Below are 15,067 nucleotides of genomic sequence, written 5' to 3'. Positions count from 1 at the left end.
CGCACCGGCCACAGCCCGCGCCGAGGGAGGATAACTTGGACACCAGCAACCGGGTGGGCGGGGCGCCGTCGCCCCGCTCCTGGCGGACGCCGGGATTCGTCATCGCCTGCGGCTGCCTGATCGCCATGCTGGCGTTCGGCCCGCGGTCCAGCATGGGCCTGTTCACAGCCCCCCTGTCGGAGGCGCACGGTTGGGGCCGCGACGTCTTCGCCCTGTCGATCGCCATCCAGAATCTGGTCTGGGGCATCGGCACCCCCTTCGCCGGCGCGCTGTGCGACCGCTACGGCCCGGCGCTGGTGCTGGGGATCAGCGGCGTTCTCTACGCGCTGGGACTGGCTCTGATGCCCTACGCCGACACGCCGCTGATGCTGCATCTCAGCTCCGGCCTGTTGATCGGGCTGGGTCTGGCCGGGGCGTCCTTCGGCATCGTCATCGCCGGCTTCAGCCGCATCGTCCCGCCGGAGAAGCGGAGCTGGTCGATGGGTGTCGCCACCGCCGCCGGCTCGATGGGCCAGTTCCTGTTCGCCCCCACCGGCCAAGCCTTCATCGCCGCCTATGGCTGGCAGACGGCGCTGATCCTGTTCGGCGCCTCGATGCTGATGATCCCGGTGCTCGCCTCCTCCTTCGCCGGGGCGGGCGGGTCGAAGGGCGCGCAGGCCGTCACCGGGGCCGACATCGGTTTCGCCGCGACGATCCGGCAGGCCTTCAAGCACCGCAGCTACGTCCTGCTGGTCACCGGCTTCTTCGTCTGCGGCTTCCAGCTCGCCTTCATCACCACCCACCTGCCGCCCTACCTGACGGCCGCCGGGATCAGCCCCGGCCTCGCCTCCTGGGCGATGGCGCTGATCGGGCTGTTCAACGTGGTCGGCTCCTACATGTCGGGCGTGCTGGGCGGCAAGATGAGCAAGCGCCTGCTGCTCTGCGCCAACTACACGCTGCGCGGCCTGTGCACGGCGCTCTTCATCCTGCTGCCGGTCACCCCGGTTTCGGTGATCCTCTACGCCGCGGCGATGGGCCTGCTGTGGCTGTCCACGGTGCCGCCGACCTCCGGCCTCGTCGTTCTGATGTTCGGCACGCGCTATCTCGGCATGCTCTACGGCTTCGCCTTCCTCAGCCATCAGGTCGGCGGCTTCCTCGGCGTGTGGCTGGGCGGCGTGCTGTACGAGCGCATCGGCTCCTACGACGTGGTGTGGTGGGCCAGCGTGGCCCTGGCCTTTGCCGCCGCGGTGGTGAACTGGCCGATCGCCGAGAAGCCCGCCCCCTCCCTGGCGGCGGAAGCCAAGGCCTGACGGTCATGACGAACCCGGCGCCCGCCTCCTCTCCTGGCTTCGGCCACGGCTTCGCGCTGGCGCTCGGCGCGCTGGCGCTGGCCGTTTGGGCGGTGGTGACGGGGGTGGCGCTGAACCAGGCGGCTCTGAACGAGGAGGACGGCGGCACGGTGCTCGCCGTCTTCCCGCCGGGCACCCCGACCGCCGAGGCCTTCACCGCGGTGGTCCGCGCCGGCGGCCAGCCGGTGCGCCAGACCTGGATTCCCTTCGCCTGGGTCGCCCGCAGCGACGGTGGCGGCTTCGTCGGCCGCCTGAAGCAGGAAGGGGCGGTCACCGCCTACGGCGAGCTGTCGGTCGGCCCGGCGCTGGGCGGCTGCGCGGTGGTCTCGCTGGACGACAAGCGCCCGGTCGGCTTCCAGTTCAAGTGATACCGAAGGCGTTTGATGGCCTCCATCAAACGCCTTCGGTTCAAACCCGACAGCACATGGCGCAGCCTTGTGCGAAAGGGTCATACGGCCGGCCGATCATGGAACGGTTCATGCGCCGGCCGTATGACGTCACAAACCCGTCATCAAGCGGCAACGGGACCGCAGTTCGGGTATTGACAACCCCCGCAAGGAAGAGCAGGCTATCCCTCAGAGCAACACTGGTTGAGGTGAAGACGCGGTGGACACCGCATCAAGTTGGCCCAAAAGCCAGCTTCTCATCACAGCAAATGTTCCCGTAGCCAGGAGGGTGTGATCATCATGAGTCCACCTGCGCTTACTTGAGGAAGCCGACCTGTTCGGCCACACATTTCTGAACATTGCCGTTGAGACGGCTCAACCATTGCGGATGTCCTGGCACAGCCGCTGAAACCCCCGCCCCCCGCGCGGGGGTTTCGCTTTTTCGGCCTTCCACGCCGCGCGTCATGTCCTCGGCGATCCATCTTCTAGACGGCCCAAAGAAAAACCCCTCCCCCGCGGGTGCGGGAGAGGGGCGAAGGCTTCGTGTCGCTTCAAACGGGTCCGCAGACCCGGGAGTCACTGCACCGGCCGATCAGTACATGTGCTGGCCGCCGTTGATCGACAGGGTCGAGCCGGTGATGAAACCGGCGTCGTCGCCGACCAGGAACAGCACGCCGCGGGCGATCTCCTCGGCCTTGCCGAGACGGCCGACCGGGATGCGGGCGACGATCTTTTCCAGCACGTTGGGCGGCACCGCCCGCACCATGTCGGTGTCGATGTAGCCCGGCGCGATGGCGTTGACGGTGACGCCCTTGGCCGCGCCCTCCTGGGCCAGAGCCTTGGTGAAGCCGTGGATGCCCGACTTGGCGGCGGCGTAGTTCACCTGGCCATACTGGCCGGCCTGCCCGTTCACCGAGCCGATGTTGACGATGCGGCCGAAGCCGCGCTCGCGCATGCCGTCGATGACGTTGCGGCACAGGTTGAAGCAGGAGGTGAGGTTCGTCGCGATGACGTCGTTCCACTGCTGCGGGGTCATGCGGTGGATCACGCCGTCGCGGGTGATGCCCGCGTTGTTCACCACCACGTCCACCGGCCCGAGTTCGGCGGTGATCTTCGCGATGCCATCCTTCACGGCGTCGAAGTCCGACACGTCGAACTTGTAGACCGCGATGCCCGTGCGGGCCGAGAATTCCTTCGCCTTCTCATCGTTGCCGGCGTAGTTGGCGGCGACGACATAGCCGGCATTCTTCAACGCGACGGAGATGGCTTCGCCGATACCGCGCGTTCCGCCCGTGACGACTGCAACTCGAGCCATTGGCTCCTCCCCCAAAGCTTGGTGTTGGATTCTTTATCGGTTTCTGTAGGCACGTATACGAAACGGGCCGCACCCCGGAGGGAACGGCCCGCTTTTCGTCAGCCCCGCTCGACGGTGAGGGCGATGCCCATGCCGCCGCCGATGCACAAGGTGGCGAGGCCCCTCTTGGCGTCGCGCTTCTGCATCTCATAGAGCAGGGTGGTCAGGACGCGGGCGCCGGAAGCGCCGACCGGGTGGCCGAGCGCGATGGCGCCGCCGTTGACGTTGACCTTGGAGGTGTCCCAGCCAAGGTCCTTGTTGACGGCCAGGGCCTGCGCGGCGAAGGCCTCGTTCGCCTCGATCAGGTCGAGATCCTCATGCTTCCAGCCGGCCTTCTCCAGCGCGAGGCGGGAGGCCGGGATCGGGCCGGTGCCCATGATCGCCGGATCGACGCCGGCGGTCGCCCAGGAGACGATGCGGGCCAGCGGGGTCAGGCCGCGCTTGGCCGCGTTCTCGGCGGTCATCAGGACCAGCGCGGCGGCGCCGTCGTTGATGCCCGACGCGTTGCCCGCGGTCACGGTGCCCTCCTTGGAGAAGGCCGGGCGCAGCTTGGCCAGCGATTCCGCGGTGGTGCCGTGCTTCGGATACTCGTCGTCGGCGACGATGATGTCGCCCTTGCGGCCCTTGATGGTGACCGGGATGATCTCGTCCTTGAAGCGGCCCGACTTCTGGGCGGCCTCGGCCTTCTGCTGCGAGGCGGCGGCGAAGACGTCCTGCTCCTCGCGGGTCAGCTGCCACTTCTGGGCGACGTTCTCGGCCGTCGTGCCCATGTGGTAGCCCTTGAAGGCGTCCATCAGGCCGTCCTTCAGCATGGTGTCGAGCATCTCGGCGGCGCCCATCTTCACGCCGTTGCGAAGATGCATGACGTGCGGGGCCTGGCTCATGCTCTCCTGGCCGCCGACAACCATGACCTCGGCGTCGCCGTTGCGGATCGCCTGATAGCCGAGCGCCACCGAGCGCAGGCCGGAGCCGCAGAGCTGGTTGATGCCGAAGGCGGTGGCGGAGGCCGGGATGCCGGCGTTGACGGCGGCCTGGCGGGCCGGGTTCTGGCCCTGACCGGCGGTCAGGATCTGGCCCAGGATGACCTCGGTCACCTCAGCGGCGTCGGTCTTGGCGCGGCTCAGCGCCTCGCGGATGGCGATCTCACCCAGGTAATGGGCCGGCACGGTGCTGAGCGCCCCGTTGAAGCTTCCGATGGGAGTACGCGCTGCGCTGGCGATCACAACCTCGGTCATGTTGACGCTCCTCAGATTTTGTCAGTTTTATTATCGTGTCAGTGGGCCGCACGGAGTGGGAAAAACCTTATGCGCGGATTTCCCGCAATGCAAGACACCTGACTGGCTGCGGTTATCCTGCCGCACTAAGCCATTCGGCCAGGGGGCGCCAAACGCCTGTTTCGGCTCCGGCGCTGACCACCATGCCAATATGGCCAAGCGGCGGCCTGATCATTTGCGCGCTGTCGATTGATCTTGCCAAGGCCACCGCGGAAGCTGGCGGAACAATGCGGTCGCGCTCCGGGATCAGCGCCAGGACCGGCATGCGCAACCGCGCCGGCTCCACCGGCTGGCCGGCGACCAGCCACGCGCCGCGCGCCGTGTCGTTGCGCCCGTACCAGCCGGCCAGCGTGTCGCGGGCCACCCCGGCGACCAGCGGCACCCCATCGTTCAGCCAATCCTCCAGCGACACGAAGGCGAGCGCGGCGCGGCTGTCCGGCTCCATGCGGGCGAACTGAGAAAATTTCTTGAGCGCCAGCAGCGGGTCGAGCTGGGCGAACAGCGCCTGCAGCATGTCCACCGGCAACTCCCCCCAGACGTCGAGCAGCGGGCCGAAGGGCTGGAAGACGGCGGCGGCGCGGCGGGCCATCCCGGCATCTTCCGCATGGAAGTCCCAGGGAGTGGCAAGCAGGCCGAGCGCCGCGACCTCCTTGGGGCGGCGCTGCGCCAGCGCGGTGGCGAGCAGCCCGCCCATGCAATAGCCGACCACCGGAACCGGGCGGCCCACCGCCTCCACCACCGCGGCGAGCACGCGCTCCAGCCGCCCGGCGATGTAGTCGGTCAGGTTGTAGCGCCGCTCCAGCGGGCCGGGCGTGCCCCAGTCGATGAGGAAGGGGCGCAGCCCCTGCGCGGCCAGCCAGCGCATCAGGCTTTTGCGCGCCGACAGGTCGAGGATGTAATGGCGGTTGACCAGCGACGGCACGAACAGCACCGGCGCGCCGGTCGCCGGGCCGAGGGCGCCGTAGTCGAGCAGGCGGGACGCGCCTTCCGTCCACAGCACGGGCGGGTCGGGAAGGTCGCGGCGGTAGGGATGGTGGCGGTAGCGCTCGATCCCCGTCAAGGCGAGGTTGAGCTGGCGGCGGACCTCCCGGTCAACCGTCTGGGCGAACGCGTCCGCGTCGGTTGCGGCGATCCGCCGGCGCAGGTCCTCCGCCCGCTCCCGCAGATGCGGCTTCCATGGCAGCGAGCCGTTCCTCAAGTGCGGCAATGCGGCGGAGGAGCTGAGCAGTGTCGCCGCCACCGTCGCCAGATGCAGCGCCAGGGGCCGCGGGCCCATCCTTGGGACGGGCTGCGGGGTGGGGGGGTGCGGGGGGATCGTGGCGTTGTCCCCGGTCACGCGGCTCTCCTTGGGAGGACGGCTGGGATGAAGCCGCCTGGGATGAAGCCGGCATCGGATTCCAGCCGGTGCCCGGCGGGCTGGCATAGACGAAACCGCCCGGTCCCAGCACGAAGGGCGCCATCGCCGCGGCGCCCTGCGCCATCATCTGGAACAGGCGGGCAGCGGCATCGGCCATCTCGGGATCGGCGGCGCAGGCCGCCCATTGTTCCTGCCACAGGTCGAGGTACCGTTGCGCGAGCGTTTCCAGGGACGGGCTGTCGGATTCGGACGATTCGGCCATGGCCGGGAGTATATGGGGGAGGCGGTGCGCTTGACCAGAGCCGCGACGGACCGATCGAAAATGTCGCAAATCCTGAAATATCGGCGCGATGTCCACCAGCGGTCGCAGCGCTGCGGCACAGCACTGGACAGGGTGCATTCCTTCGAGTAGTCCTTATATCTGGAACATTCCCGCCGCACGACCCTTCTTGAAAGAAACAGCGATGGCCGACAAGGAAGACCAGAAGTCCGCGACGATCACGATCAAGAAGTACGCCAACCGGCGGCTCTACAACACGGCGACCAGCAGCTACGTGACGCTCGACCATCTCTGTCAGATGGTCAAGGATGGGCTCGACTTTGTGGTCTATGACGCGAAGACCGGAGAGGACATTACCCGCTCGGTGCTGACGCAGATCATCGTCGAGGAGGAGAGCAAGGGCCAGAACCTGCTGCCGATCAGCTTCCTGCGCCAGCTTATCGGCTTCTACGGCGACAACATGCAGTGGATGGTGCCGCGCTACCTCGAATATTCGATGCAGTCCTTCTCGCGCAACCAGGAGCAGATGCGCGACTATTTCCAGAACACGCTGGGCGGCATGTTCCCCTTCGGCCGGCTGGAAGAGGTCGGCAAGCAGAACATGGCGATGTTCGAACGGGCCATGCGCATGTTCTCGCCCTTCGGCGGCGCCGAGGACGGGCAGCCCGGCGAACACCCCGCCGCTCCTCCGCGCCCGGCGGCCCCCGGCCCGTCCGCTGTTCCGCCCAATGGTGCGGCGGTTAGCCACACCTATGAAGAGCTCCAGAAGCAGATCGACGACCTGCAGAAGCAGATCGCCAGCATCGCCAAGCCGGCACGCCCGGCCAAGCCCGAAGGCAAGTGAGCGGCAGCGCCGCCAATCGCATCGACGGCCATCGCCTTCACGGCGTTGCAGCGCAGGGCGGGGAAAGTTCCCCGCCCTTTTCTGTTTTTTTCGGCACCAGAGGCACGCCCGGCTGTTTGTTCGTTGGAACGGTCCAGAGGAGGAACGCCATGAAGACCGAATTGCAGATGACGATGGAACTGGAGGTTGCAGACGTCCAGGACGCCCACCGGTTCGAGGAAAAGCTGCGCGGTTGGCTGCGTCACCAGAGTCAGGTGGTGTCGGTGTCCGCCACCCACAGCGGCGTCGGCAACGACGTCGCATGGCGGGACGCCCGCCGGGCGGCGTTTGGCTCGCCGTTGCCCAATCCCTTCGCGCCGGGCCGCGGCCGTTAAAGCCTGCCGGTCAATCGCCGCCAAAGCGCCCGCCCTGCCCCTCTCAAAGACAGGGCGGGCTCAGTCCGCCCCTTGAAGACGCCTCAGCCCCGGAAGATGTGCGGCACCATCGCCGCGTCGGAGCCGACCCGCGGGTCCGCTGACTCGCGGACCGACATGCCCAGGCACTTGTCCCCGATGATCCAGCAGTGCAGGAGCGCGTGGACGCCCTCCTCCTCGAAGATCGGCGGGGTTTCCAGCCAGACCCGTCCCCCCGGATACTCGGCCTCCCCGGTGTCCGAGATGGCGCGGCCGTGCGCGGTCATGCGCTGGGCCGCGTCATCCAGCCCGAACAGGCTGCGCTCGGTCACCGCCTCGCAGCCGGCCAGTTCCTCGGGGTCGAGCGCGGCGCGGCACAGGTTCGGGTGGCGCGGGTAGAGCGACCAGAGCGTCGCCAGCAGTCCATGGTTCGACATCGGCCAGCACCACAGCGGCGACAGCATGCTCATGCCACCCATCCGCAGCTTTTGCAGGAAGGCGTCGTCGGCCAGCCCCTGCCAGGGGTAGATCTTCGCCAGCCAGGAGGCCGCCCGCCCCTCGTCGTCGATGAAGCGCCGGCCGTCCCAGCCCAGGCTCTGCAGCGGCAGCAGATGCGTGGCGATGCCGGCCTCCGCCGCGGTGGCGGCCAGATAGACCAGTTCGCTCTCGCGCATCGGGTCGGGGGTGGCGCAGGCGAGATGGACGAGGCTGCGGCCCGGCATTCCCACCGCCAGTTCCTCCCAGCGCTCCACCAGCCCCTCGTGCAGGCCGTTGAACTGGTTGGCGTCGCCCATCAGGGCTTCGCGCCAGTTGCGTTGGATGATCGAAGCGGCGAACAGACCTTCCGGCGTGTCGTAGTTGCAGGCCAGCAGCTTGACCGAATCGCGCCCGTCATAGGCCAGCGTCAGCCGCCCGATCAGCGCGCCGGCCCGCTCGTTCAGCCGGCCGGACGCCCAATAGTCGTTCCAGGAGGCCTCCAGCAGCCGCCCCACGCCGCCGCGCACCCCCAGCCGGGCCAGCGCCCGCCCGTCCACCGTCGCGCGCAGCGCCTCGCGCAGCATGGTGTGCAGCTCGTCGGCGACGCTCTCGATCAGGTCGATCTGGTGGGCGGAGAACTCGTACCGCACGTCCTCGCGCCAGAAGGCGCCGGCGTTCATGGCACGGACGCCATAGGGGTATTTGCGGAGCCCCGGACGCCAATCCGCACGGGGTTTCATGACTGCTCTGCGCATCGTGTGCTTACCGGGCCGGCGGATTCAATCCATGGTTTTGCCCCGCTGCGGCGCGCCGCTTGCGGCCGTCCGGGATTCGGTGGGGGCGGATCATTGCGGCGCAAACGCGCCAACACAAGCGCCTTGCGCGCCCGCCCCTCCGTTTTTCCACGCTTCCCCCCGTGGATCTCACAGGCCGGGCGGGAACGCCCGTCAATAGGCGCGGTCGGCCAGCCAAGCCGCGATGGCGCCCTCCATTGCCTCGGCGGTGGGATCGCCGTGCTCCGGGCCGGTTCCCACCATGGGAAGCCGGGCCGCCGCGGCGATGTCCGCCGCCGGGGCCCCGGTCCCGACGAACAGGTCGCAGCGCCGCAGCAGGGCGCACAGCCCGTCGAAGCCCAGCCGCCCAACGGCGTTCAAACAGGCGGCCCCGGCCTCCCCGGCGATGCGCGCCGCAGCCCCCTTCGCGGCCTCCTCGCCGACCAGGATCAGAGCAGTGTCGCCCCGTGCGGCGAGGCGGCGGCACAGCTCCGACAGGCTTCCAGCGCCGGCGGACGCGGACAGCCCGACGGCGCAGCGCCAGCGCGCCGGAACGCCCTCGGCCAGAAGCGCGGCGGCGGCCCGCTCGCCGGCGGGGGGGGTCCAGACCTCCGTGGCGGGGTCCGGTTCTCCGGTGGTCAGCGCCTCCAGCAGGCCGGCGGGAGTCGGGGCGACGTGGGTCAGGAAGGCGTCGGCGTAATAGCCGCGCACCGGCCGGCCGACCTTGCAACCGAGGCGGAGCGGCGCGCCGGTGTCCTGCATCAATCGGTTGGCGAAGCTGGCATCCTCGCCGCGGATCGGGTTGACCGCGAGGTCGAAGGCACCGCGGAACTGCTGGCCGATCTCCTGGCGCACCGCGCTCACCAGCGCGTCGTCGGGCGCCCGCCCCCCCAGCGGCGGCAGGGTGACCCGCTGGTTGATGTAGGGGCAGAGGGCGAGCGCCGCCTCCGCGTCCGGCGTCGCGAAAACGGTGATCCGGGCCAGCGGCAAGGCCCGCCGCAGCTCCCGCAGGAAACCCGACGCCCGCAGCACGGCGCCGGCCCCGTCGAGCAGGAACAGGCCGACGTTCCGGATCAGGTCGCTCGGAAAGGGCGGCGGTTCGCCGGGAAGGAGCGTGCGGCGGCGGACGGCGGGGCCGGACTCCCGCAGCAGGGCCACCGCCGGGGCCGTCGAGGCGCCCCGCGCCGGCGGCACGAAGCCCCAGGTCCCTGCGGCGTCCGGGCGCGCCAGCGGCTCCACCAGGGCGTGCTCGGCGCGGGCGACAGTCGCCGCGTCGGTCACCCAAGGGAAGAAATCGCGCAGCGGAAGGGTGCCGCCTCCGATCGACCGTCCCGCCGTCTGCAGGGCAGCCCATTGCCCGACCGCGCCGTCGTAGCCGTAATAGACCTCCTTGAACGCGACCTGCTCCCGCGTCGCGTAGGCGAAATGCTGGAAGACCAGCCCGCCCGCCGCCGTCTCCTCGTGCAGGAAGGGGTTGGCCGCGCCAAGCTCGACCTCGGACCCGTCGGGCTGCGGGCGCATCAGCCGGGGCGGGACGTGCGAGTGCCAGTAGTCGCCCGGCCGGTAGCGCCAAGTGCGCAGCCATTCGTAGGCGCGGTAATTGCCGTACTGGTCCAGCCGGTCGAGGACCAGGGACGGGCCGACGAAGAAATGGCAGAGGTACAGAGCCGCCGTGCGCGACGGCGAGCCTAGGAACATCCGGCGCGCACGGGTGATCTGCTCCGCCGTCCACAGCTCGTCCGCATCGACCTGCCAGAGCAGGCAGTCCTCCGTCATGGCGGCCAGCGGCGCGGTCACCATCTCCACCTTGCCCTGCCAGAACATGCCCGGCGGCTTGCGGTAGACCGACACGCGCTCGGGTTCCTCCGCGGCGATGCGGTCGAGATACTCCGACGTCCCGTCGCTGCTGCGGCCGTCGCGGTGAAGGTCCTGCGGAACGCGCCCACCCCGCTGCGCGCACCAAGAGGAGTCGCGAACCTGTTCCGCCACCCCTTCCACGACATGCCAATGCCAGGGGAAGGGCAGTTGGCGGAAAACCTCCAGGTGATAGCGGATGAAGGGATCGCCGTTCAGCACGATGGTCAGGAAATGAACCGGTAGCATGCCCGCAATCCCGTCCTTCGCCCGTTGGTCCGGCGCCGCGCAGTCCGTGGCACCTTGTCGCCTCCGTGGGAACGGTGTCAAGGAAGGCATGCGATGCCGCGGTCGGGCCTCCATCCCCCTCTTGACGGCAGGGGAGCCCGCCCCTACCCTGGCGCCGGTTATGGTTCCCCGCGCCATCCGGTCGCGGGGCTAAGAGGGAAGCCGGTGCACCGCCCCGTTCGGGGAGACACGGCAAATCCGGCGCTGCCCCCGCAACTGTGAGCGGTGAGCGGCCTCGTCCTTATCCGTGTCACTGGCGCCGCCTGCGGGAACGGGCGCCGGGAAGGCCGGACGATGCCGCCTTGACCCGCAAGCCAGGAGACCTGCCGTGACCGAACGTACGTCCTCGGGCGGGGTGCCCCGGTGGTCGCTTGCCGATGTCCGGCCCGACGGCCGCCCGTCCTCCGCAAGCCGTCCCTCCGGTGCGCCCAGCCAAGGGGACCAAGGGGGTTGCGATGCCGGTGCCTGCCAGCAACGACGCCCCTCCCAACGCATGGCAGACTCGGAAAGGGCATAGAGCATGCACATCGAACCCGGCGTCGTGGACGGCGCCAAGATCGCTCTCAGCTACGCGACGGCCGCCGGCGGCTTCGCGATGGCCGGCAAGCTGGCGCGCGACGACGTCCGCAACAATGGCGGGGTCGCGCCGCTGGTGCTGCGCAGCCTGATCGCCACCGCGCTGGTCTTCAGCTTCTTCGAGGTGTTCCCGCACCACCCCGTGGGCGTGTCGGAGGTTCACCTGATCCTCGGTTCGACCCTGCTCCTGCTGTTCGGCGCCGGTGCCGCCTCCATCGGCCTTGCCGCCGGCCTGCTGATCCAGGGCCTGTTCTTCGCGCCCTTCGACCTGCCGCAGTACGGCATGAACGTCACCACGCTGCTGGTTCCGCTGTGGGGCATCAGCCTGCTGGCGAAGCGGATCGTTCCCGACGCCACCCCCTATGTCGACCTGAAGTACTCGCAGGCGCTGGCCCTCTCCACCGCCTACCAGGGCGGCATCGTCGCCTGGGTGGCCTTCTGGGCCTTCTACGGCCACGGCTTCACCGCCGAGACCATGACGGAAGTCGCCTCGTTCGGCGCCGCCTACATGACCGTCATCATCGTCGAGCCGCTGGCCGACCTCGCCGTGCTGGCCGTCGCCAAGGCGCTGCGCCGCCAGAGCCAGGGTCCGCTGTTCAACATCCGCCTGCACCAGGGCGCCTGACCGGCTCCCCGGACCGGATGGTTCGCGTGAAGGGCGGCGGGGATGTCCTGCCGCCCTTTTCCGTTCAGATCACCAGTTCGCCCTTGCGGATCGCCGCGTAGCGGCGGTTCACCGCGCCCCAGTCGACGACGTTCCACCAAGCCGCCAGATAGTCGGCGCGGCGGTTCTGGTATTTCAGATAATAGGCGTGTTCCCACACGTCGTTGCCCATCAGCACGGGCACGCCCTCCATGGCCGGCGAATCCTGGTTCGGACGGGCGGCGATGGCCAGTTTGCCCGACGACGGGTCGGCGGTGACGAAGACCCATCCGCTGCCGAACTGCCCGGCGCCCGCCGTGTTGAAGCGCGTCTTGAACTCGTCGAAGGTGCCGAAGTCGCGCGTGATGGCGGCGCCCACCTCGCCGTCCGGGGCGCCGCCGGCGTTCGGTCCCATGATGCTCCAGAACATGCTGTGGTTCGCGTGCCCGCCGCCGTTGTTGCGCACCGCGGTGCGGATGCTCTCCGGCAGTTCCGGCACGCGCTTCAGCAGTTCGGCCAGCGGCATCGTCTGGAGGTCGCCGTGGTTGGCGAGCGCCTTGTTGAGGTTGTCGACGTAGGCCTGATGGTGCTTGCCGTGGTGCACGCTCATGGTCGTCGCGTCGATGTGCGGTTCCAGCGCGGCGGGGGCGTAGGACAGCGGCGGCAGCGTGAAACCCTTGCCGCCCGGCGCTTGGCCTCCGGTTGTTTGGGCCCCTGTTGTTTGGGCCAGAACGAAGCGCGGCGCCACGGCCAGCACCAGCGCGGCGGCGCCGGCGGACAGCAGCAGTTGGCGGCGATCCAGGCGAACGGACATGAGACCTCCCAATCTTGTGTTTCGTGCCGAACAGCGGGGAAGCGACAGCGTCAGTGCGCCCCGCAACTCACTCAACAGGGCAATGGGCGTACTCATTCGGTACCAGCGGACCGCGCGATGCCCGTTCTTTACAAGCGGGCCTTTCCCGCCAAGCCGGCGGGTACCGACCGGGCCGCGCCCATCGCCACCGTTCGCCAGCGCCCCAGACGGAATCGCGAGGGTGGCGCCGCCGGCTTCCGGACCGGAGCGACCAGGGGCGCTTGCGCCGCCTCGCGGATACTGCCGGCGCGGCGCTCCCGCAGCAGCAGCCGCATCACCTCCTCCTCCGTGACGCGGCGTCCGGCCTGTGCCGAGGCAAGGCTGGCGGTGTCCTGGAGGGCGGCGACCTGCGCCAGGGTGCCGCTCAACCCCTTGGCGGCGGCGGTTTCCAGCGCTTCGCGATGAATGGCGAGAATGAAGGGCTTCAGCCCTCGGTCGGGCAATCCGTGCGGCGGTGTCGGCATGGCGGAAAAGCTCCGGCGATTCGTTCGATCGGGTAAACCATCATCCAACCGATAACCCCGTCGCGGCAAAGGCCCCTACGGATTAGCCCACCCCCTCATTAAAACGTCCGATTTCCGTCTTGGAAGCAGGCGCGTTACGGCGTGATCAAACCATAGACCAGTGCGGTGGAAACCGCCTGGATGGTTGTGACCGCGTTGAGCTTGTGCCGTGCGGATTCGATCTGCTTCTTCACCGTTTTGATATCCAAGATGGCCCGTGTGTTCTCCCAGATGCGATCGAACTCAGCCCAGGATAGGGGCGCCGCGCACAGGCCAAGCCCGCTGACGCCCAACCCACTACAGGGGGGCGGTTTCCACTTTGGCCGCCCGCACGAACTCATCGCACCAGTAAAGCCCGCCGAACATTTTGGCGTCTATGTAGGCGTCGTCGTCGAAGCTGGTCAGCACGATGTCGTGCATGCGCCCGATGTCGGCGAACGCTTCGACCCCGTACACCAGAGCGGTGACGCCGAACCTCGCCATACGAACACCTCGATAAACCGCTTTTCAGCCTCGGTTGATGGTGAGAGTGAGGGCGTCCGGGCGTGAAAGCTTTGCCTTTTGAGGGATGAAGCGCGATTTCTGGCGAAAAATGCGGGAATATGCAGCGATTTTGGCGCTATACGGGCGCAATTCGCCCCTCAAGCCAGATCAGGCGTCGGAAATTGTGGGCGAGATTGGCGATGCCGATCGTCACCGTCGCGCCCAAGGCCGATGGTGCGGATGAACAGCCCCATGCGCGCCTTCTGGTCGGCGAACACATGCTCGACGGCCGAGCGCACCGCCGAGCGGGCACGGTTGGCACGCTGGTAGGGCTCCGGCATCGGCCGACCCTTCGGCTTGCGGACATGCACCATGCTGCGGCGCCCCGCCGCCGTGATGGCCGCTTCGTTGGCCTTCGAGCGATAGGCGCTGTCCGCCCATACCCGGCTGTCGAAAGCGTCCGGGTTGAGCAGGCCCGGCAGTTGGGCAGCGTCGTGCCGCGCCGCGTCGGTGACGATGAAGCGCCGGATCAGACGGGACCGGTGGTCGATGGTGATGTGCGACTTGTAGCCGAACGCCGGGATCAGAAGTCCCTCTACCATGCGCGCCTCGGACCCGTCGAGCGTCGGTCCCGGCTTCGCCTTGACCCGTCCCCGCTTCACCGTCCAGCGCGCCTGCCTGTCCTTCTGGCGCGCCTTGGCCGGCGGCGAGGGCTGGTCTTCGCCGTCACGGATCTGGCGCTTCTCCTCCTGGGTCAGCCGCTGCCGGGGCGCCTCCACGATGGAGGCGTCGATGATCTGGCCGCCCAGGGCGAAGGAGCCGCATGAACGACAGCCGGTCGCGCACCTGATGCTCGGCCTGCTTGTCCGACAGACCCTACAGCGCCTGCAGCACCAGGATCTTGAACATCATCACCGCGTCCAGCGGCGGCCGGCCGCCCTTGCAGCGATCCTTGCGTCCCAGGGCCGCGTCCAGCGTCGGGCGGAACACTTTGAAGTCCATCACCGACAACAGCCGTTCCAGTGGATCACCGCTCTTGCTCAGCTCCGCGTCGCGGTCCCGAAGATCGAACAGCCCAGTTTGACCGGCCATGTCCCGTCCTCCGTCGCCCTCAAGCCAAGGGAATCACCAGAACGCCGGCAACGCTACGGTTTTTCGAGGCGTCCAGGTGTTCACAAGAGCATCGCCAAGGAAAGCCCCGACAAGCTCTGCACCGTCCACCTCCCAACCCCTTGATCCCCTCCCCCGCCCACGGCGGGGGAGGGTTAGGGAGGGGGCCCGTGGCGACACCTCGACACAACGAAAAGCCGGCGCTTCCCGCAGGGGAAAGCGCCGGCCTTGCCGTTCATGAAGCCGATTGTCAAGCGTGTTTGAAACCGTATCGTCCAAGTCCTGGGTGGCT

Annotated in this window: 13 protein-coding genes, 1 pseudogene and 1 riboswitch; of the genes and pseudogenes, 5 read left to right on the top strand and 9 right to left on the bottom strand. The window is 68.5% G+C overall.

Translation table 11 applies throughout. The annotated features are described in order from the left end of the window. Window positions 1-35: 35 nt before the first annotated feature. Both FHW79_RS22465 and FHW79_RS22460 read left to right on the top strand, forming a co-directional pair. Entirely contained in the window at window positions 36-1,289 is a 1,254-nt protein-coding gene (locus tag FHW79_RS22465; protein WP_183180959.1) for an MFS transporter, read from the top strand. A 5-nt stretch (window positions 1,290-1,294) separates the two neighbouring features. Further along, a complete protein-coding gene (locus FHW79_RS22460) occupies window positions 1,295-1,696 on the top strand; it encodes a hypothetical protein (RefSeq protein ID WP_183180958.1) in 402 nt (133 codons plus the stop codon). Between the two features lie 610 nt (window positions 1,697-2,306). Here the strand turns inward: FHW79_RS22460 and phbB are convergent. From phbB to FHW79_RS22445, 3 genes are all read right to left on the bottom strand, one after another. Then, window positions 2,307-3,029 (bottom strand): acetoacetyl-CoA reductase, encoded by a 723-nt coding sequence (gene phbB / locus FHW79_RS22455; protein ID WP_119510469.1) that lies wholly within the window; start codon window positions 3,027-3,029, stop codon window positions 2,307-2,309. Between the two features lie 98 nt (window positions 3,030-3,127). After that, window positions 3,128-4,303 carry an acetyl-CoA C-acetyltransferase gene (locus tag FHW79_RS22450; protein WP_183180957.1) on the bottom strand — a complete coding sequence of 392 codons (1,176 nt, stop codon included), beginning with the start codon at window positions 4,301-4,303 and terminating at the stop codon, window positions 3,128-3,130. Window positions 4,304-4,415: 112 nt separating this feature from the next. Beyond that, the gene (locus FHW79_RS22445; protein WP_211108431.1) at window positions 4,416-5,618 is read right to left on the bottom strand and encodes an alpha/beta fold hydrolase; all 1,203 of its coding nucleotides are present in this window, start codon (window positions 5,616-5,618) and stop codon (window positions 4,416-4,418) included. A gap of 545 nt (window positions 5,619-6,163) precedes the next feature. Here FHW79_RS22445 and phaR point away from each other — a divergent pair. Together phaR and FHW79_RS22435 are read left to right on the top strand one after the other, a co-directional pair. After that, window positions 6,164-6,823 (top strand): polyhydroxyalkanoate synthesis repressor PhaR, encoded by a 660-nt coding sequence (gene phaR, locus FHW79_RS22440; protein ID WP_183180955.1) that lies wholly within the window; start codon window positions 6,164-6,166, stop codon window positions 6,821-6,823. A 149-nt stretch (window positions 6,824-6,972) separates the two neighbouring features. Beyond that, window positions 6,973-7,197: a hypothetical protein gene (locus FHW79_RS22435; RefSeq protein ID WP_183180954.1), complete on the top strand. Its 225-nt coding sequence runs from the start codon at window positions 6,973-6,975 to the stop codon at window positions 7,195-7,197. 83 nt (window positions 7,198-7,280) lie between these two features. Here FHW79_RS22435 and FHW79_RS22430 read toward each other — a convergent pair whose 3' ends face one another. Next, window positions 7,281-8,432, bottom strand: coding sequence for a glutathionylspermidine synthase family protein (locus tag FHW79_RS22430; protein ID WP_247884545.1), 1,152 nt, complete (start codon window positions 8,430-8,432; stop codon window positions 7,281-7,283). A gap of 207 nt (window positions 8,433-8,639) precedes the next feature. Further along, a complete protein-coding gene (locus FHW79_RS22425; protein ID WP_183180952.1) occupies window positions 8,640-10,568 on the bottom strand; it encodes a hypothetical protein in 1,929 nt (642 codons plus the stop codon). Window positions 10,569-10,712: 144 nt separating this feature from the next. Then, a riboswitch (cobalamin riboswitch) is annotated at window positions 10,713-10,953 on the top strand. Between the two features lie 174 nt (window positions 10,954-11,127). On the opposite strand from FHW79_RS22425, the gene FHW79_RS22420 reads away from it, so the two are divergent. Further along, window positions 11,128-11,808 carry an energy-coupling factor ABC transporter permease gene (locus FHW79_RS22420; RefSeq protein WP_040137994.1) on the top strand — a complete coding sequence of 227 codons (681 nt, stop codon included), beginning with the start codon at window positions 11,128-11,130 and terminating at the stop codon, window positions 11,806-11,808. 64 nt (window positions 11,809-11,872) lie between these two features. Here FHW79_RS22420 and FHW79_RS22415 read toward each other — a convergent pair whose 3' ends face one another. The 4 genes and pseudogenes from FHW79_RS22415 to FHW79_RS22400 form a co-directional block, all read right to left on the bottom strand. Beyond that, window positions 11,873-12,640: a superoxide dismutase gene (locus FHW79_RS22415; protein ID WP_247884544.1), complete on the bottom strand. Its 768-nt coding sequence runs from the start codon at window positions 12,638-12,640 to the stop codon at window positions 11,873-11,875. A gap of 128 nt (window positions 12,641-12,768) precedes the next feature. Continuing rightward, window positions 12,769-13,143, bottom strand: coding sequence for a hypothetical protein (locus FHW79_RS22410; RefSeq protein WP_183180951.1), 375 nt, complete (start codon window positions 13,141-13,143; stop codon window positions 12,769-12,771). A gap of 336 nt (window positions 13,144-13,479) precedes the next feature. Next, window positions 13,480-13,665, bottom strand: a complete 186-nt coding sequence (locus FHW79_RS22405; protein ID WP_183180950.1) for a hypothetical protein — start codon at window positions 13,663-13,665, stop codon at window positions 13,480-13,482. A 136-nt stretch (window positions 13,666-13,801) separates the two neighbouring features. Further along, window positions 13,802-14,757: pseudogene (locus tag FHW79_RS22400) on the bottom strand (transposase). Window positions 14,758-15,067 lie beyond the last annotated feature (310 nt).

The organism is Azospirillum sp. OGB3 (genome assembly GCF_014192915.1).
Taxonomy (GTDB): domain Bacteria; phylum Pseudomonadota; class Alphaproteobacteria; order Azospirillales; family Azospirillaceae; genus Azospirillum.
Note: the sequence above shows the minus strand (reverse complement) of the source record. Positions and strands in the feature narration are given on the sequence as shown.

Bases quoted from the DNA above. Each gene is read 5' to 3' on its own strand.
- FHW79_RS22405 (WP_183180950.1), bottom strand. From the start codon at position 13,665: ATGGCGAGGTTCGGCGTCACCGCTCTGGTGTACGGGGTCGAAGCGTTC.
- FHW79_RS22450 (WP_183180957.1), bottom strand. From the start codon at position 4,303: ATGACCGAGGTTGTGATCGCCAGCGCAGCGCGTACTCCCATCGGAAGC.
- phaR (WP_183180955.1), top strand. From the start codon at position 6,164: ATGGCCGACAAGGAAGACCAGAAGTCCGCGACGATCACGATCAAGAAG.
- FHW79_RS22425 (WP_183180952.1), bottom strand. From the start codon at position 10,568: ATGCTACCGGTTCATTTCCTGACCATCGTGCTGAACGGCGATCCCTTC.
- FHW79_RS22420 (WP_040137994.1), top strand. From the start codon at position 11,128: ATGCACATCGAACCCGGCGTCGTGGACGGCGCCAAGATCGCTCTCAGC.
- phbB (WP_119510469.1), bottom strand. From the start codon at position 3,029: ATGGCTCGAGTTGCAGTCGTCACGGGCGGAACGCGCGGTATCGGCGAA.
- FHW79_RS22415 (WP_247884544.1), bottom strand. From the start codon at position 12,640: ATGTCCGTTCGCCTGGATCGCCGCCAACTGCTGCTGTCCGCCGGCGCC.
- FHW79_RS22460 (WP_183180958.1), top strand. From the start codon at position 1,295: ATGACGAACCCGGCGCCCGCCTCCTCTCCTGGCTTCGGCCACGGCTTC.
- FHW79_RS22430 (WP_247884545.1), bottom strand. From the start codon at position 8,432: ATGAAACCCCGTGCGGATTGGCGTCCGGGGCTCCGCAAATACCCCTAT.
- FHW79_RS22435 (WP_183180954.1), top strand. From the start codon at position 6,973: ATGAAGACCGAATTGCAGATGACGATGGAACTGGAGGTTGCAGACGTC.
- FHW79_RS22410 (WP_183180951.1), bottom strand. From the start codon at position 13,143: ATGCCGACACCGCCGCACGGATTGCCCGACCGAGGGCTGAAGCCCTTC.
- FHW79_RS22445 (WP_211108431.1), bottom strand. From the start codon at position 5,618: ATGGGCCCGCGGCCCCTGGCGCTGCATCTGGCGACGGTGGCGGCGACA.